Here is a 19,541-nt window from a genome sequence, read left to right as displayed (position 1 = left end):
TCCTCCCTCAGCGGCCGATCTGCAGGCGCATGCCGAGCCATTCCGGCAGGCCGGCGGCGGCGATCTTTCGGGCGGTGGCCTGCGTGTCATAGGGCACGCGGACCATCGTCACCTCGGCCCGCTCGGTGTCGAGCAGGGCAAAGCAGGCGGCCGGGTCGCCATCGCGCGGCTGGCCGACGGCGCCGACCACCACGACATGCCGCCGCAGCGCGGAGAGCGGCGCGGCGAGGTTCCGGCGCGGGGTGAAACGCACCGGCTCGTGTCCGGGCCTGGCGTAGAACAGCGCGGGCTGATGGGTGTGGCCGCAGATGATCAGCGCCGCCTCGCAGGCGGCCAGGCATTGGCCGGCGCTGCGCTCATCGGTGACATAGGGCCAGGCTTGCGGCGTGCGGGCGCTGGCATGGACGAAAAGAGCGCCTGCCAGCGTCGCCGTCAGCGGCAGGGCGGCGAGGAAGGCGCATTGCTCTGAAGACAGCTGCGTCCGCGTCCAGAGCGCCGCCTCATGAGCATGTGCCGTCATGCCGGACGGCCCGTGCACGGCCGCCTCGTCATGGTTGCCGAGCACGCAGAGCGCGCCGGCCGCGGCCAGCTTCTGTGCCATCTCGACGGCGAAGCCGGGATCCGGACCATAGCCGACGAGATCGCCGAGCAGAACCAGCCGATCGGGGCGAAGTCGCTCGACAGCCTCCAGCACCGCCTGCAACGCCTCGCGGTTCGCGTGGATGTCCGAGAGAACGGCAATGCGCATGGAAGGAAAGATGGGTCCGCGGGAGCTCCGCCAATCTCGCAGGGCGAGCGGGCGCTTGGCCATAGGCATTTCGGCGCAGCCGCTGCTGTCCGGAAGGACGGGGTGACAGCCGCTTGACTGCGAGGCTAGTCTCACCACCGCGTCAGCAGCCGCAGTCTCGCAGGGGAGCCGCTTTGGAAGCCACACCGGAGCAGGATGCCGCAAAGCCCGTCGCGGAGGGGCTGCCGCCGCCTGCGGTCGCGCCGCGCGAGGTCGAGCTCAAGCTGGCTTGCTCGGCGGAAGCGCTGAGCGTCCTGGGCGATGCCGAGCTGATCGCGCGGCATGCGCGCAATCGTGGCATCGTCCGTCGGCTCGAGGCGACCTATTACGACACGCCCGACTGCCTGCTCGATCGTCACGGCTTGTCCCTGCGCCTGCGCCGCAGCGGACGGCGCCATATCCAGACTCTGAAGCGGGCCAAGGCGGGCGAGAATCCGCTGGCGCGTGACGAATGGGAGGTTCCGTCGCCGGAGGGGCGGCTCGACCTCACGCTGCTGCCGCTGGCCGAGATCGGCGAGCCGCTCGTCTCGCTTCCCGCGACCTCGCTGGCGCCGGCTTTCGCCACCAAGGTGCGTCGGCGTATCCAGAAGCTCGATTTCGCCGGAGCCGAGATCGAGATCGCACTCGACCACGGCACGATCGAGGCCGGCGAGAAGAACCTGCCGCTCTGCGAGGTCGAGCTCGAGTTGAAGTCAGGCGATGCGGCGGCGCTCTACGAGTTCGGCCTTGCTCTGCTGGAGCTCGCGCCTCTGCAGATCGAGACGGCGAGCAAGGCGGCGCGCGGGCACCGGCTGGCTTTCGGGACGGCGGCCCAAGCACAGAAGGCCAAGCCCGTCACGCTTTCCGCGCAGGACAATGTCGATGCCGCCATCGCCGCGATCCTGGGCAATGGCTACCGCCATCTCATGGCGAATCTCGGCCCGGCGATGCAAGCCGGCTCGCCGGAAGCCGTGCACCAGATGCGCGTTTCGCTACGCCGCCTGCGCACCGCCTTCAGCCTGTTCCGGCGCGAGCTGGCGCCTCCGGCCCTGGAGCCGATCGCCGCCGAGGCCAAGTATCTCGCCCATGTCCTCGGCCCGGCGCGCAACTGGGATGTGTTCATCACCGAAACGCTGCCCGATATCGCCGCCGAAGGCTTGGACGGGGTCGATCTCTCGCCTTTGAGCGAGGCGGCGGTGCCGCAGCAGGCCGAAAGCTATGTGGCCGTTCACGCCGCGCTCGCCAGCCGGAGCGTCAATCGCTTCCTGCTCGGCTTTGGTGCGGTGCTGGAGCGGCGCGGCTGGCGCAACGGCATTGAAAGCGCGGCGCTGGCGGTGCTCGCCGAGCCGGTCGGTAGTTTTGCCGGCAGGGTGCTCGCGCGCAGCCATCGCAAGGTGCTGCGACGCGGCCGGCATTTCGCCAGGCTGCCGCCCGAGGCCCGGCACGAGCTCAGGCTCGCCTTGAAGAAGCTGCGCTATACGGCCGAGTTCTTTCTGCCGCTTTATGCCGGGCAGTCGGCGGCGCGCAAATATCTCGCAAGGCTGACGAGGCTGCAGGAGGCGCTCGGCGTCGCCAACGATGTTGCGACGACCTATCCGCTGCTCGGCGCGCTGCGCGGCAGCCAGCTCCGGCCAGGGGTCGATTTCGCCGCCGGCGCAGTGCTCGGCTGGCAGCGCCGTCACGAGCTCGAGGCCGCGAAGGCGCTGCTGAAGAGCTGGCGGAAATTCGCGGCCGCGACGCCCTTCTGGAGGTGAGGGCGCTGGACCGCCCCGACGCTCAGGCGGCGTCGAGCCCGTAGAGCGAGTGCAGCGTGCGCACCGCGAGCTCGGTATAGGCCGCGTCGATCAGCACCGAGAACTTGATCTCGGAGGTGGTGATCGCGCGGATGTTGATGCCCTTCTCGGCCAGCGCCCGGAAGGCGCGAGCCGCGACGCCGGCATGGCTCCTCATGCCGACGCCGATCGCCGAGATCTTCACCACTTCGGTCGCGCCCTGCAGCGACTGGTAGGCGATGGTCTCGTGCTTCGATTCGAGCAGGGCCTTGGCCCGCTCGAAATCACCGGTCGGCACGGTGAAGGTGATGTCGGTGGTCGCCTGGTCGTCGGAGACGACCTGGATGATCATGTCGACATTGATGTTGGCATCGGCGAGCGGGCCGAAGATCGCCGCGGCGACGCCGGGCTTGTCGGCCACGCGCCGGAGCGTGATCTGGGCTTCGTCGCGCGAGAACGCGATGCCGGTGACGATCTGCTGTTCCACGATATCGTCCTCGTCGCAGATGAGGGTGCCTGGATTGGGGTTGTCTGGGTCGTCGAAGGAGGAGCGGACATAGGTCGGCACGCGCTGGACCATGGCGATCTCGACCGAGCGCACCTGCAGCACCTTGGAGCCGAGCGAGGCCATTTCCAGCATCTCCTCGAAGGAGACCTTGTCCATGCGGCGGGCCTTGGGCACGACGCGCGGATCGGTGGTGTAGACGCCGTCGACATCGGTGTAGATGTCGCAGCGGTCGGCCTTGAGGCCGGCGGCGAGCGCGACCGCGCTGGTATCCGAGCCGCCGCGGCCGAGCGTGACGATGCGATGGCTGCGCGGATTGATGCCCTGGAAGCCGGAGCAGACGGCGATCTCGCGATTGCGGTCGAAACCGGCCAGGATGCCGGCGCCGTCGACGCTCTCGATCCTTGCCGCGCTGTGCGCGTCGGAGCCGTAGATCGGGATCTGCCAGCCCTGCCAGGAGCGCGCCGGCAGGCCCATCTCCTGCAACACCAGCGCCATCAGACCGGAGGTGACCTGCTCGCCCGAGGCGACGACGACATCGTACTCGGCCGGATCGAAGTTCGGCGCGGCTTCCTTCGCCCAGGCGACCAGCTCATTGGTCTTGCCCGACATCGCCGAGACGACGACGGCGACCTCGTGGCCGGCGTCGAACTCGCGTTTGACGTGGCGGGCCGCGTTCTTGATACGCTCCACGGTGGCGACGGACGTGCCGCCGAATTTCATCACCAGACGGGCCATGACATCCAAAGGCTCTCGAGACTGCCCCGGCACAGGCCGGGACGAAACGTCCCCTCGCGCCGGGCGAAGGGCGGGTGTAGATGACGGCCAGCGCCGAAACTGTCAATGCGGTCGGTGCCGGACGGGCGTAAGCGAGGAAACAAGACGATGAGCGCAGCGGCGCGCGAAGGCTCGACGATCGATCCGGCGGAGGTCTCCCGGTTCGATGCCATGGCCAAGAGTTGGTGGGATCCGAAGGGTCCGATGGCGGTGCTGCACAAGTTCAATCCGGTGCGGCTCGCTTATGTCCGCGATCTCGCCTGCGAGCATTATGGCCGCGATCCGAAATCGCTGGGGGCGCTGGATGGGCTCGACATCGTCGATATCGGCTGTGGCGGCGGGGTGCTGTCGGAGCCGCTGACGCGCCTCGGCGCCAAGGTGACGGGGCTCGATCCTGCCGCCGGCAACATCGCCGTGGCGCGGGCCCATGCCGAGAAGGCCGGGCTGTCGATCGACTATCGCGACGAGACGATCGAGGCCGTGGTCGCCTCCGGCAGGCGCTTCGACATCGTGCTCGCCATGGAGGTGGTCGAGCATGTCGCCGATGTCGAGGCCTTCGTCGGCGCCTGCTGTGCCGCCGCCAAGCCCGGCGGGCTCCTGGTGATGGCGACCTTGAACCGCACCCTGAAATCCTGGGCACTCGCCATCGTCGGCGCCGAGTACATCCTGCGCTGGCTGCCGCGCGGCACCCATGACTGGCAGAAATTCGTCACCCCCGACGAACTCGAGGCGGCGATCGTGGCAGGCGGCTTCGTGCCGTTCTCGCACCAGGGCGTCGCCTACAACCCGCTCGCCGATCGCTGGTCGCTCTCGGCCGATATGGACGTCAACTACATGCTGGCGGCGCGCGCCCCGGCTTGACGTTCAGGGCGCGAGCCGGGCGTCGAGCGCCGCGATATCCTTGACGAACCAGAGCGCCTGGCCCTGGTTGCTCTCATGCACGAAGTCGCGCAGCGCCTGGCTGCCCGCGCAATGGGCCGAGATGTCGCCGATGACGGCCAGGCGCACGCGGTAATTCACGAATTTCTGCGCGACCTCGCCGGCAAGACGCGTCGCGAGCCGAAAGAAGGCGGCATCGAGCCGCGCGACGGGGATCGCCACCATTGCGGCTTCCGCTGCCCAGGCGGCGCCGAGGAAATCGTTGGCGTCGCGCTCGGTTGCAAGCGGCGGACCGTCTTCAGCGCAGATCAGCACAATCGTGCCGTGAAGCTCTCGAATCATGTCCATTATGGCGGTATCGCCACAACTTGGACGCGAAGCAAGTGCGGCCATCTTGGCGGGCGGATGCGGCGTCTCCGGCGATCCGGGCATGCCAGATTCCACGTCGCCCGCCTGAAAACCTATTTGCGATGTCTTGCAGCCCTGATCCTGAGGGGGGCGTTCCGTCGGGAGGGGGCGTCTCGAAGGATGTTTCAGAAGACGCTGTAACAGGCTCCGATAACCAAGACAGCGCAGGGTCGGGACGGAAGGGAAGTTCTTGTAGAGCTGTCCACCGCTGCGCGCGGTGCCAGCCACGCCAAGCAGTATGGCCTATCTCGGCTGGAACGGGTTAAGTTTACGGGGGTCGCTTTTTCCCCGACTCGCCAATGGAGACGGGACGCTCGCGCAGGCGGCATGCTGAACGATACGATGATCGAGCCTGCCGAGCGGGAATTGACTGATCTGATCTACGCCGCTCTTCTCGGCGAGAAATCCTGGCAGGAGTTCCTCGACCGGCTGAACGCCCTGATCCCGGGCGGCGTTTCGACCCTGTTCTTCCATGACCAGAAATCGGGAGAAGGCGGCATCTCCCTGGCGGCCGGGCTCGATGCCGACACGGCGCGCGACTACGCCGCCTACTATGTCGGCCTGAACCCGTGGATGCACAACGTCGCCCGCACACCGCTCGGCACCGGCATCATCGGGGAACGCATCGTACCCCGCGACGCGTTCGTCAGGACGGAATACTACGCCGACTTCCTGCGGCGCCGCGAGATCGAGGCCGGAGTTGGGGTGACCTTGTGGCGCGAGGAAACCTGCTCGTTCTTGCTGAGTACCCTGACGACGCGCATCGATCCCGAGGAGAACCAGCATGTCGCCGATCTTCTGACGCGGCTGAGCCCGCATCTGACCCGTGCCTTCCGTTATTATCGCACCGGTCGCTCCGGCGGGGCGCTCGCGCAGTTCGGGGGCTCGCTGCTGGATGCGCCGGATGTCGCCGTCATCGTGGTCGGGGAGGGCATGAGGCTGCGGGCCGCTTCTCCGCGGGCCGAGGCCCTGCTCTCAGCCGGAACGGTGGTGGGTCTGACGGCCATGGGAACCCTGCGGCTGCGGGATGAGGCGTCCGCGGCACTGCTCAAGCGGATGCTGTCGCGCGGCTATACCGGTCCACGGTCCCGTGTCGTGCATCTCGGCGCCTACAGGTTGACGCTGGTCAAGGCGGAGGCCGAGGGCGCCACCGGCTACTTTTCCGGGCTTGCCGCCACGCTGATCCTGGAGGAGGCGCGCCCCGCAGACGCTCCGGATATCGGCTGGCTGGCTCGGAGCTATGGGCTGTCGCCTGCGGAGCGCCGGGTCGCGGAGGGCATCGCCGCCGGCCTGACGCCGATCCAGGTCGCCGAACGCGGCGGCACCGGGCTCGAGACCGTGCGCGGTCAGCTCAAGGCCGTCTACGCGAAAACGGGCGTGAACAGCCAGGCCGGCCTTGTTCGGATCGCGTTCGGCTTTCCGCCACCGCGATAGGGTTGGGTTCGGGCAGGCACGGCGGACGCGCCGGGCAAAGCGCCGCTATTTGAAGCTGCGGCCGTTCCAGCGATATGAATGAGAGTTCGGCCCACGTGACAGGCCGATCCTCGGGGGATCGCCCGGGCCGATCTCGACGCTGGCGCTGAGAATATCCAGCGCCTCCCTGAAGCGCTCGCCCTCGCGTACGAAGATCTTCACGGTACAGGCAGCCGCCCCGCAGGAGCCGCTGCGCCCGAGGCTGCTCGAACAGGTCAGTTCATCATGGTTGATCAGGAGATCGGGCGTGCCGTCGCCGGTCAGGTCGCGCTCGATCGCGCCCTTGGCGCTGAAGCGCCCGCCCGGCCCCTCGCAGCCATACCGCGCCTCGCTGGCCGCGATGCGCTTCGCTTCGGGCGACAGGGCCAGTGCCGGCTGGAACCCGCAGATCAGCCCTGAGGCCGCGAGGCCGACGATGGTCGAAATGCGACAGATCACGATTTTGGGTCTCCCTGCGGAAACCGAGTAAGCTGTCACCGACAACGCAGCGTCAAGCCGGGGCATTCCCGATGGGGGCGGCTTGTCATCCCGGCTATCTTGCGATGCAATATATTCCAAAGAAGGATGGCGCGGTGCAGCATAGGGCCGCATGATCGCCGGCAACGCCACCGAAAGCAGGCGTGGCGACAAGGGAGAAAGCGAATGTCGAAGCCGCAGCCCGTCGCGAAGCCCGCGTTGAAGGAGCTCTACGAGCTCGGCGAGCTCCCGCCGCTCGGCCATGTCCCGGCCAACATGTATGCCTGGGCGATCCGGCGCGAGCGCCATGGTCCGCCGCAGGAGAGCTTCCAGGTCGAGGTCGTGCCGACCTGGTCCATCGGCGAAGAGGAGGTGCTGCTCCTCGTGATGGCGGGCGGCGTCAATTATAACGGCATCTGGGCCGGCCTCGGCCAGCCGATCTCGCCCTTCGACGTGCACAAGGGCTCCCTGCACATTGCCGGGTCGGATGCCTCGGGCATCGTCTGGGCCGTCGGTTCCAAGGTGAAGCGCTGGAAGGTCGGCGACGAGGTCATCGTCCATTGCAACCAGGACGATGGCGACGACGAGGAGTGCAATGGCGGCGACCCGATGTTCTCCTCCTCCCAGCGCATCTGGGGCTATGAGACGCCGGACGGCTCTTTCGCCCAGTTCTGCCGGGTCCAGTCGCGCCAGCTGATGCTGAAGCCGAAGCACCTCTCCTGGGAGGAGGCAGCCTGCTACACGCTGACGCTGGCCACCGCCTATCGCATGCTCTTCGGCCACGCCCCGCACACCATCAAGCCGGGCGACAATGTCCTGATCTGGGGCGCTTCCGGCGGTCTCGGCGTGTTCGGCGTGCAGCTCTGCGCCGCCTCCGGCGCCAACGCGATCGGCGTGATCTCCGACGAGACCAAGCGCGACTATGTGCTCGGCCTCGGCGCCAAGGGCGTGATCAACCGCAAGGACTTCAATTGCTGGGGCCAGATGCCCAAGGTCAACTCGCCGGAATATGTCGAGTGGACCAAGGAAGCCCGCAAGTTCGGCAAGGCGATCTGGGACATCACCGGCAAGAAGGATGTCGACATCGTCTTCGAGCACCCCGGCGAGGCGACCTTCCCGGTCTCCTGCCTCGTCGCCAAGCGCGGCGGCATGGTGGTGTTCTGCGCCGGTACCTCCGGCTTCAACATCACCTTCGACGCCCGCTATGTCTGGATGCGGCAGAAGCGCGTGCAGGGCTCGCATTTCGCCCATCTCAAGCAGGCTTCGGCCGCCAACCAGTTCGTGCTCGACCGGCGGATCGATCCCTGCATGTCCGAGGTCTTCCCCTGGGACAAGATCCCGCTCGCCCACCACAAGATGTGGAAGAACGAGCACGCGCCCGGCAACATGGCGGTGCTGGTCTACGCGCCACGGACCGGCCTGCGCACCTATGAGGACGTGGTCGAGGCGTTGGAGGGCTGAGCGGGCCCGGCCATGCTCAGACCCGCAGGCCTGCTGGCGTCCCCGTGACGAATTCGCCTAGGGTTACTTGAGGGCCGGATCCCGAGGGATTCGGCTCTTGCGCTTTCGGCGGCCGATCCTCGGCGCCCGAAGCATCCGCATGACCGGCAGGGGAGATCCATGGCGCTGCATCGTTTCGTCCCGACCACCTATTCCAACGTCATGGCGACGCTGCCGCCGGTTCTCACCGTCGCGAGCGGCGACACGATCGTGACGACGACGCTCGACGCCGCCGGCTTCGACCATGACGGTGTCCAGAAGGCGCCGCGCGGCAATCCGATGACCGGGCCATTCGCCGTCGAGGGAGCGGAGCCCGGCGATGCGATCATCGTGAAGATCGACCGGATGACGCCGAACCGCGCCACCGGTTGGACCTATTCGCCGCTCTCGCAGCAGGTGGTCGACCCAAGGACGGTCGCCGATCTGCCGAAGAGCGAGCGCTTCGAATGGGCGATCGATGCGGGGCAGGGCACGGTCACCCTGATCGGCGGCTCGGAGCGCATTGCCGGCTGGAGCTTCCCGCTGGCGCCGATGATCGGCTGCTTCGGCGTGGCACCGGCCGGCGGCCAGGCGATCTCGACCGCGACCAGCGGCCCCTATGGCGGCAATATGGACTATCGCCGCTTCGCGCCCGGCGCGCGCATCGCCTTCCCCGTCTCCGAAAAGGGCGGGCTGTTCTTCCTGGGCGACGGCCATGCCGGCCAGGGCGATGGCGAGATCGTCGGCACCGGCATCGAGACCAGCTTCGAGATCGAGTTCACTCTGCATCTGCGCAAGAACGCGCCGGGCCGCTGGCCGCGCTGCGAGACCGAGACCGAGATCGTTACCATCGCGAGCGGGCGCCCGCTCGACCAGCCCTTGCAATTCGCCACGACCGAGATGCTGCGCTGGATCGTCGAGGACCTCGGCGTCGATTCCGTCGAGGCGAGCCATCTGCTCGGCCAGATGGTGCGCTACGACGTCGCCAACGTCTTCAACCCCGCCTATTGCGTCGCCTGCCGGCTCGAGAAGAACGAGATCACCCGGCGCATGTCGCTGCTCGGCCAGGGCTGACGCTGGCGGCGCCTGAGCCGAACGCGACAGGGCCGAAATCTCGGCTGCGTGGCGAAGGGCGCGTGCGCCCGGTCTAGAGCGATGCGATCGCCTCGCCCGGTGTGGCTTTTGGCGCCCTCACGATCGCGATCGCGGCATTGAGTTCGGCCCCGTAGAGAAAGATCGCCGCCAGCCAGTACAGGAAGACCAGCGCGATCATCGCCGTCGCGAGGCCGGCATAGGTCGTGACATAGGCACCGGCGAAGGAGTCGAGATACCAGCCGAAGCCGAGCCCGCCGACCAGCCAGACCGCGAGCGTCATCAGTATGCCCGGCCACATCGCGCCGATATGCGGGGCGCGGGCCGGCAGCGCCTTGTGGGCGACGCAGAGCGCCAGCACGATCACCACCGTCGCCGCCGAGAGGCGCAGGAAGGCCTGCAGGAAGCCGAGCGGCGCCAGCGCCGGCACATAGCCGACGACGCCGCGCCAGATCAGAGGGCCGAGCACGACGAGCAGCGAGAAGGCCAGCATGAAGAAGGCGCCGCCGATCACATAGACGATCGATTCCAACCGGGTATGCCACCAGGAGCGCCATTCATAGGCCTCATAGGCACGGTTCAGCCCGATTCGCAGCGCCTCGACGCCGGAGGAGGAGAAATACAGCGCCAGAACCGCGCCGAGCGTCAGCGCGTCGCTGCGCACCGCGGTCAGCACCGAGCGGACCTCGCGCGCGATCGGCTCGGCGATCTCGCGTGGCCAGGCCTCGAGCAGGAGCTGCGCCGCCTCGTCCGCCGCTTCCTGCGAGCCGAACAGGCCGCCGAGCGCGGTGACGATGATCAGGAAGGGGAAGAGCGACATCAGCACCGAGAGCGCGATATGGCTGGCGATCGCCCAGCCATCATGGGCGATGAAGCGCTCGAAGGCGATGGCGGGGGCGGAGAGCAGGGACATCGGCAGGCTCGGCAGGGCAGGGTGGCGATTGTGGCCGCTTCGGAGCGGCTGGCAAGCCGTGACGGCGCGGAGGACATGCCGTTGCGGCGTCCATAGCCGCGACAAGGCGGCGCTTCCAGCGTATCAGGCGCTCGGAAAGGTCGTTTGATGTTCGACACGCCGCTCTTCCTGCGCCTCGCGCCGGTGCTCTTCGTCTTCCTCTGGTCGAGCGGCTGGATCGTCGCCGGCTATTCGGCCCGGCATTCGGACGCGCTGACCTTCCTGTCGCTGCGCTTCGCCTGCGCCTTCGTCGCGCTTGCCGCGCTCTCCGTCGCGGTCGGGGCGCCCTGGCCGAAGGGGCGGCGTGCCTGGATCGATTGCGCCATCGCCGGCATCCTCCTGCACGCGCTCTATCTCGGCGGCGTCTGGTGGGCGGTGCGCCATGGCCTGCCGGCCGGCGTCTCCGGCCTGATCGCCGGGTTGCAGCCGGTGCTGACGGCGCTGTTCGCGCCGCTGATCGTCGGCGAGCGGATCTCGCCGGTGCGCTGGGCCGGCATCGTCTGCGGCTTCATCGGCATCGGGCTCGTGCTGGAGCCGAAGCTCGTCGGCGTCGAGCCCGAGGTCATGCGAGCGGTGCTCGTTCCGGTGATCGTCAACGTCATCGGCATGTTCGCCGTCACCTTCGGCTCGTTCTGGCAGAAGGCGCGGATCGTCTCCGGGGACCTGCGCACCGTGACGGCGGTGCAATACGCCGCCGCCTTCCTGTTCACATTGCCCTTCGCCTTCCTGCTCGAGCCGATGCGGATCGAGTGGAACCTGACGATGACGCTGGTGCTCGCCTGGTCGGTGCTGGCGCTGTCGCTCGGCGGGATCGGCCTCTATCTGATCCTGATCCGCCGCGGCCAGGTCTCGCGCACCGCGACCTTCCTCTATCTCGTGCCGCCGGCGGTCGCGGTCGAGGCCTGGCTGCTCTTCGGCGAGACCCTCTCGCCGATCCAGCTCGTCGGCATGGCGGTCGCGGTGCTCGGCGTCGTCCTCGCCAGCCGAAAGTAGGGCGCTGGCTGCCGAAACACGACTATCGCAAGCGCTTCGACTTCCCTTATGCTGCGCCGCAACAAGGGAGAGAGACCATGAGCGCCAACGCCGTCCTCCGGACCGCGACGCAAGCTTCCGCCATCGAACTGATCGGCGCCGCGCTGCCCGGCTTCGAGGCGCTGCTGGAGCAGGCCGTCGCGGCGGTGCGCCAGAAGGTGCTGGTCGAGGGCCGGATTTCCGCGGCGAAGCTGGAGCAGGAACAGCACGCCGCCCACGGCCTGTCCTGGCTCGCAACCTATGTCATGGCGCTGCGCGAGCTGAAAGCCTATGGCGAGCGCCTGCAGGTCGAGGATCGCTATGGTGCGATCGAGGACTACGCCATCAGGATCGGCGCGGGTGAATATGCCGCCCAGATTTTCGGCGGCATTCCGATGAGCCAGGGCGAGATCGTCCGTCTGCCGTCTCTCGGGCTCTCGGCCAAGGCTGTCGCCGAGGCCTGCTCGGACGCCGCGGACGCGCTGATCGCCCAGGGCAACACGCCCGAGAACCGCGCCCGCTTCGTCTCGCTGTTCAGCCAAAGCCAGGGCCTCGCCAGTGTCGGCGATCCCGGCCTCGACGAGACGCTGGAGGCGATCCGCGCCGAAATGCGCCGCTTCTGCGAGGCTCAGGTCACGCCGCACGCCCATGAATGGCATCTCGCCAACGAATACATCCCGATGCCGGTGGTCGAGCAGATGGCCGAACTCGGCGTCTTCGGCCTGACCATCCCCGAGGAATTCGGCGGCATGGGCCTGTCCAAGGTCTCGATGTGCGTCGTCTCCGAGGAGCTTTCGCGCGGCTATATCGGCGTCGGCTCGCTCGGCACCCGCTCCGAGATCGCTGCCGAGCTAATCCTCTGCGGCGGCACCGACGAGCAGAAGGCCTATTGGCTGCCGAAGATCGCGTCCGGCGAGATCCTGCCGACCGCCGTCTTCACCGAGCCGAACACCGGCTCCGACCTCGCCTCGCTGCGCACCAAGGCGGTGAAGGACGGTGACGTCTGGAAGGTCTACGGCAACAAGACCTGGATCACCCACCCCGTCCGCGCCGACATCATGACGCTGCTGGTCCGCACCGATCCCGACGCGCCGGGCTATCGCGGCCTTTCGATGCTGATCGCCGAGAAGCCGCGCGGCAGCGACGCCGAGCCCTTCCCGGTCGAGGGCCTGACCGGCGGCGAGATCGAGGTGCTCGGCTATCGCGGCATGAAGGAATATGAGCTCGCCTTCGACGGCTTCGAGGTCAAGGGCGAGAATCTCCTCGGTGGCGTCGAGGGGCAGGGCTTCAAGCAGCTGATGCAGACCTTCGAGGCGGCCCGCATCCAGACCGCGGCCCGGGCGCTCGGCGTGGCGCAATCGGCCTTCGATCTGGGATTGCGCTACGCGCAAGAGAGGATCCAGTTCGGCAAGCCGCTGATCGCCTTCCCGCGCGTCGCCGACAAGCTCGCCATGATGGCGGCCGAGCTCGTCATCGCGCGCCAGCTCACCTATTTCGCCGCCCGCGAGAAGGATGCCGAGCGGCGCTGCGACCTCGAAGCCGGCATGGCCAAGCTGCTGGGGGCCCGGGTCGCCTGGGCGGCAGCCGACAACGCCCTGCAGATCCATGGCGGCAACGGCTTTGCGCTGGAATATCCCGTCAGCCGCGTGCTCTGCGACGCCCGCATCCTCAACATCTTCGAGGGCGCGGCCGAGATCCAGGCGCAGGTGATCGCGCGAAGGCTGGTCGAGGGCTGAGGGGCTACCCTTCGGCCTCGGCATCCCCGCCGATCAGGAGGTGCCGGATGGCACTGGGCACAGGGAAACCGTAGCCGTCGCCCTGCTCCAGCCAGCGAAGTCTGCCGGCTCGGTGAAAGTCGCTGGTGTAGATGTCAGCCCCGATAGCCTTCAGGGCGAGCAACATCGCCTGCGTGGCGTCGATTCCGTAGCCGTGGCCGCGGTGTGTCCCGTCCGGCCAGCCGATCTCGTAGGCACAGGACCAGTCGTGCTCGCCTTTGAGGGGAGCGTGGACCGTCACCGGAACCGCAAGGTCGCCGGTGTCGCTTCGGTAGGTCAACCCTCTACGCATCATGACCATCGCTGTTCTCAGTAGTTGAATGGCGGAATCTGCTGGCGCGCGAGGCAGGCCGCATAGCGTTGATACGCCTGATCATAACAGGATCGCAGTCCAACCATTCGGCACTGAAAAATGTCGCGCTCGAACTGTGCTTCGCAAATCGCTCGCAGTGCGCGGCTGGTGATTGCCGCCACTGCATCGCCCGGAGGCAAGCCGTCTATGGTCGCGGAACATCACCGCTGCCGCCGCTCCATTGGCCACCGTCGGAACTTCCGGCGGGAACGCGAGGCTGGTCTGGGTTGAACTTTGCTGTGAGTACTAATGTTTGCAACCGCGTGAAGGCGGCCATCATCTTCTCACCAGCGATGCGGCTCGCAACGGCGTTCCTTCGCAACCGGCCGGTGCTGGTATTTCTTAGGATTGAGCGATAGCTGAGCATCCGTCCCTGATCTCCGCGACGGATACAGATAGTAAGCTCGGAAAACGCGCTGGGGATAAGTTCTGTCCCAGACTAAACCTCAAGGCACGGCGCAATCTGACGAGTGATGTCGTTTGGTTCGACTTGCAAGGAGCAGGCGTGACGGCTGGCTAGCTAGCGTCCGCCCCCGCCATACTGCGCCTCGTGCAGGCGCCGGTAGATGCCCGGCTGTTGCACTAGCTCTTGGTGCCGGCCCTGCTCGGCGACGCCGCTCTCGTCGATCACGATGATGCGGTCGGCGTCCTGGATCGTCGCGAGCCGGTGCGCGATGACGAGCGTGGTCCGGCCCTGCGACAGCTCGGCCAGCGAAGCCTGGATCGCCCGCTCGGTCTCGGTGTCGAGCGCCGAGGTCGCCTCGTCGAGGATCAGGATCGGCGGGTTCTTCAGGAACATCCGGGCGATGGCGAGGCGCTGCTTCTGCCCGCCGGAGAGCTTGACGCCGCGCTCGCCGATCACCGTGTCGAGGCCGTCGGGAAGCCGTGCGATCATCTCGTCGAGCCTGGCGCGGCGCGCCGCGTCTTCGATCTCGGCCTCGCTGGCGCCGAGCCGGCCATAGGCGATGTTCTCGCGCAGCGTGCCGGCGAACAGGAAGACGTCCTGCTGCACGATGCCGATCTGGCCGCGCAGCGAGGCCAGCGTCATCTGGCGGATGTCGATGCCGTCTATGGTGATGCGTCCACCCGTGACGTCGTAGAAGCGCGGCAGCAGCGAGCAGATCGTGGTCTTTCCGGCGCCCGACGGGCCGACGAAGGCGATGGTCTCGCCAGCGCGGATCGCAAGGTCGATCCCGTTCAGGATTTTGCGGGCCGGCGTGTAGCCGAAGCTCACCTTCTCATAGGCGATGTCGCCCTTGAGGCCGGTGGCCGTGACGGCGCCGGGCAAATCGGCGATGTCGGGCCGGGTGTCGAGGAATTCGGTGTAGCGCCGGAAGCCGGCGATCCCCTTCGGATAGGTCTCGATCACCGAATTGATCTTCTCGATCGGCCGGAAGAACACGTTGACCAGCAGGAGGAAGCCGACGAAGCCGCCGGCGCTGAGGCCGCCGGTCAGCACGAAATAGCTGCCGGCGATCATCACCGCCATCTGGGTCAGCCGCATGCCGAAATAGGAAAGCGAGATCGAGGCCGCCATCAGCCGGTAGGCGTCGAGCTTGGTGGTGCGGTAGAGCTGGTTATCCTCTGCGAACAGCCTGCGCTCGTGCTCCTCGTTGGCAAAAGCCTGGACGACGCGAATGCCGCCGACATTCTCCTCGATCCGGGCGTTGAAGGCGCCGACCCGGCCGAACAGGCTCTGCCAGGTCCTGGTCATCCGCCGGCCATAGCGGCTGGTCAGCCAGGCCATCAGCGGCACGATCACCGCCGTCATCAGCGCCAGCTCGACATGGACCATCAGCATCAGCGCGAAGGCACCGATGAAGGTCATCACCGCGATGAACAGATCTTCGGGGCCGTGATGGGCGACCTCGCCGATCTCCTCGAGATCCTTGGTCAGGCGCCCGACGAGATGGCCGGTCTTCTGGTTGTCGAACCAGCCGAAGGAGAGTTTTTGCAGATGGTCGAAGGCCTTGCGGCGCATCTCGGTCTCGATGTTGATGCCGAGCATGTGGCCCCAATAGGTCACCACCACCATCAGCCCGGTATTGACCAGATAGATCGCCAGCAGGCCGAGCGAGGCCAGCAGGATCAGCGGCCAGTCGCCGCCGGGCAGCAACTCGTCGACGAACAGCTTGACCGCGATCGGGAAGCCGAGTTCCAGCAGCCCCGAAATCACGGCACAGGAGAAATCGAGCAGGAAGAGGCCGCGATGGGGCCGGTAATAGGCGAAGAAGCGCTTGAGCATGCCGGGCTGTTAGCACAACGGCACTGTGCGGGTCAGGCGGCTGGCGCGTGGAGCGTTACGCGCGAGCCGCATTGCCTCGGTGCTTGCCGGAGCGGTCGGGGTACCGAGCCTGCATCATTGACCTGCCGGGCGCTGCAGCCACGATCGGCTCCGCCATTGCGGAGGGTTGAATATGGCCAGATTGGCGGTCTTTGCCGGCGTGGTCCTCGCGCTCATCCTGGGCGTCGGCGGCCCGGCGCGCGCCCAGGAAGGGTGCAAGCCGGCCACCGGTTCCTGCTCGGCCATGTTCAGAAGCTGCGAGCAGAACTGCAACAAGGTCGGCAACAACCCGTCCGCCTGCGTCGCGCGTGTCTGCACGCCGCCGCTCGCTGGTTGCAAATCGAACGGCGTTTGGCGCAGCGTCCAGAGTGGTTCGGCCTGCTGGGTGACGAAGAACAGGTCGTGAGCTACCGATGATCCGCGCCGCGTGGCGTCTCATCCACCCAGCCGATATTTCACGAACCCCTCGCCGGCATCGCCCACGGCCTGCGCCTTCAGCCCTTCCGGTTTCTTGCCGGCGGCCGCCGGAGAGGTCGGGAAGGTGACGTTGACGCCGGCCGGCAGTGGCACGAGCGACCAGTTGCCGTCGGCGGTCGGGTCGATCGTCTTCTTTTCGATGATGTGGCGGACGATCACGTCGCGGTTGAGGTCCGGTGCTTCCAGCACGATGGTCGTCCTGGTGCCCGGGAAATTGCCGCCGCCCGAGGCGCGGTAGTTGTTGGTGACGACGAGGAACTGCGCCTTCTCGTCGATCGGCTTCCCCTGGAAGGCGAGGTCGACGATGCGCCTTGCCTCGGGGGCCACCAGCTTGCCGTCGAGGTCGTAGCGCGAGGCTTGGGTTACGTCGATCCGGTAGCTGACGCCGTCGATCACGTCGAAATTGAAGGCCGGGAAGCCCGGATTGATCAGCTTCTGTTCTTCGGATTTAGCGATGTCGACGCGGTTGAAGATGCCGGCCGAGCGTTCCAGCCATTCACGCAGCTGCGCGCCCGTGACTTTCACGACCTGTACCGTGTTCGGGTAGAGGTAGATGTCGGCGACGTTCTTGATCGCCAGTGGCCCGGCCGGGATGTCGGTGAAGAAGCTCGGCCCGCCGCGTCCGCCGGACTTGAAGGGCGCTGCGGCGGAAAGGATCGGCAGATCCTTGTATTGTGTCTGGGCCATCAGCGGCCTAGCATAGGCGATCTGGGCATCGGCGACGATCTGCACGGAAGGATCGTCGGCGACCAGGGCGAAGAAGCTGCTGATCGGCGCCGAGGTCGCGCCCACCGGCTCGCGCATATAGTCCAGCGCCGCCTCATGGTCGGCTTTCACCGCGGCGAGGATGGCGGCTTCGGCCTGCGCCTTCGGCACGATCTTGCGGTCGGGGGTGCGCTCGAAAATCGGCCTGGGATCGACCTTGAACTCGGCGATCTTCCAGCCGCCCTCGCGCTTCTCGAGCTCGAGATCGAGAACGCCGATATGCGAGCCCCAGAAGCCGGGCTGGCAGGCCGGCTTGCCGTGCAGCGAGCCCTTCCTGTTGTCGACGCCGGCGATGCCGTCGAAGGCCTTCGCCCCGGGGAAGACCAGATGCTGGTGCCCGGTCAGGATCACGTCGATGCCGTCGAGCTTCGCCAGATGCAGTGCCGCGTTCTCCTCGCCGCCCTTGCGCTCGCCGCCGGCGATACCGGAATGGCAGAGCGCGATGGTCAGGTCCGGATGGGCTTGCGCGATCTCCGGCAGGTATTTCTGCGCGGCTTCGACGATGTCGGTCGCCGTGACCTTGCGTTCGAGATGGGCCTTGTCCCATTGCATGATCTGCGGCGGCACGAAGCCGATCACCGCGATGTTGAGGATATGCCTGGCGCCGGCCTCGTCCTCGAAGCTCTGTTCGAAGATCCGCCAGGGTTCGATCAGCATGCCGCCGCCGACGCGCTCGACATTGGCGCAGACGATCGGGAACTCGGCGCGGGCGAGGCCGTGCTCGAGGAAGTCGAGCCCGTAATTGAACTCGTGATTGCCGAGCGTGCCGCACTGATAGGGCAGGGCGTTCATCGCGGCGATCATCGGATGGGTTTCGCCGGCCTTCAGCCCCTTCTTGTAGGCGACATAATCGCCGAGCGAGGAGCCCTGCAGGAAGTCGCCATTGTCGAAGAGCAGGCTGTTCCTGGCTTCCGCCTGCGCCGCCTTGATCAGGTTCGCCGTCTTGGCGAGGCCGACCGTGTCGTCCGCCGCGTCGCGGAAATAATCGTAAGGCACGACATTGACGTGCAGATCGGTGGTTTCGAGCAGCCGGAGCTTCAGGCGCACCGGAGCCTGCGCCGCGAGCGGGGCGGGCAGGGCCGCCGAAGCGGCGATGGCTGCTCCAGCCTTGAGCGTTTCGCGGCGGCTGAAGCGGGGGGCGTGGTCCATCGTCGGCTCCTGAGCAAGGTGCTGCGAGAGACGCTAGCACCATGGCAGGACCGTGACATGGGGGATGATGACTGTGCAGCGAGCCAGTTGACGGAAGAGCGCGGGGAACCCTTCTCCCGTGTGGGAGAAGGGCAGGGATGAGGGCCTGCCCTACCCACAGAAAGCACAAACAGCACCGCCTCGTCCCAATAGTCAGTGGCGGTCCCTCACCCCTACCCCATGCGGGAGAGGGCGCACGCGCGTGGCGGTTCTCTCTCTTATGAAAAGGCTGCGGTTAGCGGCTCACGCCCTCCATCCGCACCCGCCCGTCGCCGCCTTCGGTCCAGGCGGTGATCGCGCCGTCGGCCAGGCGCTTGGCCTTCACCTGGAAAGGCTCGCCGGCGATCAGCGGGGCGAGCCCGCGATAGTCGAGCCGGATCGGCTCGCCGCCGGAGAGTGTCGCGATGATGTTCATGATCAGCGTCGCCTGGATCGGACCGTGCACCACGAGCCCGGCATAGCCCTCGACCCCGGTGACATAGGGCTCATCGTAATGGATGCGGTGGCCGTTGAAGGTCAGCGCCGAATAGCGGAACAGCAGCACCGGCGAGGCTTCGACCGTCCAGGCGAGATCGGCGACGCGGGGCTCGGTCGGGACGGGCGGCATGCTCGTGGCCGGTCCGGCGCCGGGCTGTGCGGCTTCGCGATAGACGATGTTGTGGCGCTCGCGCAGGGCGAGGCCGCGCGCCGTGACAATCTCATGGTCGACGGCGACGAAGCAGAGCGGTCCGCTGCGGCCCTCCTTGTAGGCGATATCGGCGATGCGCGAGCGGCGGGTGACCTCGTCGCCGGTGTGCAGGGGGGCGATCGTCTCGATCGTCCCGCCGGCCCACATCCGCCGCGGCAGGGGGATCGGCGGCAGGAAACCGCCCTTGGCCGGGTGGCCGTCCTCCCCGAGCGCGGCCATTGGCGCGATCGGCGGGGCGAGACACCAGTGCAGGGCGAGGGGCGCCTCGCCTTGTGGGTAGGGCGCCAGATGAGGGGAAAACGTCGCCTCGTAGCTCGTGACGAGCCGCGGCGTGACGAGGTCGGAAGCCTCTTCCGTCCTGCCGATCCAGGATTTCAGATGGTCGATGTCCATGATGTTCCCTGCAAGGAAGGGCGCGGGGAACCCTCTCCTGGAAGGAGAG

Annotated in this window: 17 protein-coding genes; 8 read left to right on the top strand and 9 right to left on the bottom strand. The window is 67.1% G+C overall.

Annotated features, from left to right (window positions below; genetic code table 11):
- Positions 1-7: 7 nt before the first annotated feature.
- Positions 8-748: a metallophosphoesterase family protein gene (locus tag AC3RCC_RS19060; RefSeq protein ID WP_492256245.1), complete on the bottom strand. Its 741-nt coding sequence runs from the start codon at positions 746-748 to the stop codon at positions 8-10.
- Positions 749-921: 173 nt separating this feature from the next.
- On the opposite strand from AC3RCC_RS19060, the gene AC3RCC_RS19055 reads away from it, so the two are divergent.
- Positions 922-2,520, top strand: a complete 1,599-nt coding sequence (locus AC3RCC_RS19055) for a CYTH and CHAD domain-containing protein (RefSeq protein WP_492256244.1) — start codon at positions 922-924, stop codon at positions 2,518-2,520.
- A 22-nt stretch (positions 2,521-2,542) separates the two neighbouring features.
- Here the strand turns inward: AC3RCC_RS19055 and AC3RCC_RS19050 are convergent, their stop codons facing one another.
- Positions 2,543-3,781 carry an aspartate kinase gene (locus AC3RCC_RS19050; RefSeq protein ID WP_291638264.1) on the bottom strand — a complete coding sequence of 413 codons (1,239 nt, stop codon included), beginning with the start codon at positions 3,779-3,781 and terminating at the stop codon, positions 2,543-2,545.
- Positions 3,782-3,928: 147 nt separating this feature from the next.
- Here AC3RCC_RS19050 and ubiG point away from each other — a divergent pair, with 147 nt between their 5' ends.
- Positions 3,929-4,681 (top strand): bifunctional 2-polyprenyl-6-hydroxyphenol methylase/3-demethylubiquinol 3-O-methyltransferase UbiG, encoded by a 753-nt coding sequence (gene ubiG, locus AC3RCC_RS19045; protein WP_492256243.1) that lies wholly within the window; start codon positions 3,929-3,931, stop codon positions 4,679-4,681.
- A 3-nt stretch (positions 4,682-4,684) separates the two neighbouring features.
- On the opposite strand, the gene AC3RCC_RS19040 is transcribed toward ubiG, so the two are convergent.
- Positions 4,685-5,131: a DUF4180 domain-containing protein gene (locus AC3RCC_RS19040; protein ID WP_492256242.1), complete on the bottom strand. Its 447-nt coding sequence runs from the start codon at positions 5,129-5,131 to the stop codon at positions 4,685-4,687.
- A 303-nt stretch (positions 5,132-5,434) separates the two neighbouring features.
- On the opposite strand from AC3RCC_RS19040, the gene AC3RCC_RS19035 reads away from it, so the two are divergent.
- Positions 5,435-6,541: a helix-turn-helix transcriptional regulator gene (locus AC3RCC_RS19035; RefSeq protein WP_492256241.1), complete on the top strand. Its 1,107-nt coding sequence runs from the start codon at positions 5,435-5,437 to the stop codon at positions 6,539-6,541.
- Positions 6,542-6,586: 45 nt separating this feature from the next.
- Here AC3RCC_RS19035 and AC3RCC_RS19030 read toward each other — a convergent pair whose 3' ends face one another.
- Positions 6,587-7,210 (bottom strand): hypothetical protein, encoded by a 624-nt coding sequence (locus AC3RCC_RS19030; protein WP_492256240.1) that lies wholly within the window; start codon positions 7,208-7,210, stop codon positions 6,587-6,589.
- 12 nt (positions 7,211-7,222) lie between these two features.
- Here AC3RCC_RS19030 and ccrA point away from each other — a divergent pair, with 12 nt between their 5' ends.
- Complete coding sequence (ccrA, locus tag AC3RCC_RS19025; protein WP_291638269.1) at positions 7,223-8,497, top strand: crotonyl-CoA carboxylase/reductase; 1,275 nt, start codon at positions 7,223-7,225, stop codon at positions 8,495-8,497.
- A 159-nt stretch (positions 8,498-8,656) separates the two neighbouring features.
- The gene (locus tag AC3RCC_RS19020; RefSeq protein WP_492256239.1) at positions 8,657-9,589 is read left to right on the top strand and encodes an acetamidase/formamidase family protein; all 933 of its coding nucleotides are present in this window, start codon (positions 8,657-8,659) and stop codon (positions 9,587-9,589) included.
- Positions 9,590-9,662: 73 nt separating this feature from the next.
- Here the strand turns inward: AC3RCC_RS19020 and AC3RCC_RS19015 are convergent, their stop codons facing one another.
- On the bottom strand, positions 9,663-10,520 hold the full coding sequence (locus tag AC3RCC_RS19015; protein WP_291638271.1) for a YihY/virulence factor BrkB family protein: 858 nt from the start codon (positions 10,518-10,520) through the stop codon (positions 9,663-9,665).
- Positions 10,521-10,667: 147 nt separating this feature from the next.
- Between AC3RCC_RS19015 and AC3RCC_RS19010 the strand changes: the two genes are divergently transcribed.
- Together AC3RCC_RS19010 and AC3RCC_RS19005 are read left to right on the top strand one after the other, a co-directional pair.
- The gene (locus AC3RCC_RS19010) at positions 10,668-11,552 is read left to right on the top strand and encodes a DMT family transporter (RefSeq protein WP_492256238.1); all 885 of its coding nucleotides are present in this window, start codon (positions 10,668-10,670) and stop codon (positions 11,550-11,552) included.
- A gap of 77 nt (positions 11,553-11,629) precedes the next feature.
- Positions 11,630-13,306: an acyl-CoA dehydrogenase family protein gene (locus tag AC3RCC_RS19005; RefSeq protein ID WP_492256237.1), complete on the top strand. Its 1,677-nt coding sequence runs from the start codon at positions 11,630-11,632 to the stop codon at positions 13,304-13,306.
- 4 nt (positions 13,307-13,310) lie between these two features.
- On the opposite strand, the gene AC3RCC_RS19000 is transcribed toward AC3RCC_RS19005, so the two are convergent.
- Both AC3RCC_RS19000 and AC3RCC_RS18995 read right to left on the bottom strand, forming a co-directional pair.
- A complete protein-coding gene (locus tag AC3RCC_RS19000) occupies positions 13,311-13,646 on the bottom strand; it encodes a DUF6968 family protein (RefSeq protein ID WP_291638274.1) in 336 nt (111 codons plus the stop codon).
- A 571-nt stretch (positions 13,647-14,217) separates the two neighbouring features.
- The gene (locus tag AC3RCC_RS18995; protein WP_492256236.1) at positions 14,218-15,942 is read right to left on the bottom strand and encodes an ABC transporter ATP-binding protein; all 1,725 of its coding nucleotides are present in this window, start codon (positions 15,940-15,942) and stop codon (positions 14,218-14,220) included.
- A gap of 172 nt (positions 15,943-16,114) precedes the next feature.
- On the opposite strand from AC3RCC_RS18995, the gene AC3RCC_RS18990 reads away from it, so the two are divergent.
- A complete protein-coding gene (locus tag AC3RCC_RS18990) occupies positions 16,115-16,387 on the top strand; it encodes a hypothetical protein (RefSeq protein WP_291638277.1) in 273 nt (90 codons plus the stop codon).
- 29 nt (positions 16,388-16,416) lie between these two features.
- Here AC3RCC_RS18990 and AC3RCC_RS18985 read toward each other — a convergent pair whose 3' ends face one another.
- Entirely contained in the window at positions 16,417-18,372 is a 1,956-nt protein-coding gene (locus AC3RCC_RS18985; RefSeq protein WP_492256235.1) for a bifunctional 2',3'-cyclic-nucleotide 2'-phosphodiesterase/3'-nucleotidase, read from the bottom strand.
- A gap of 274 nt (positions 18,373-18,646) precedes the next feature.
- Positions 18,647-19,492 (bottom strand): HTD2 family dehydratase, encoded by an 846-nt coding sequence (locus AC3RCC_RS18980; protein WP_492256234.1) that lies wholly within the window; start codon positions 19,490-19,492, stop codon positions 18,647-18,649.
- Between the last annotated feature and the right edge of the window lie 49 nt (positions 19,493-19,541).

The sequence above is a fragment of the Allobosea sp. GW823-FHT01F03 genome (genome assembly GCF_058798075.1).
This window is presented reverse-complemented; position numbering and strand designations above follow the sequence as displayed.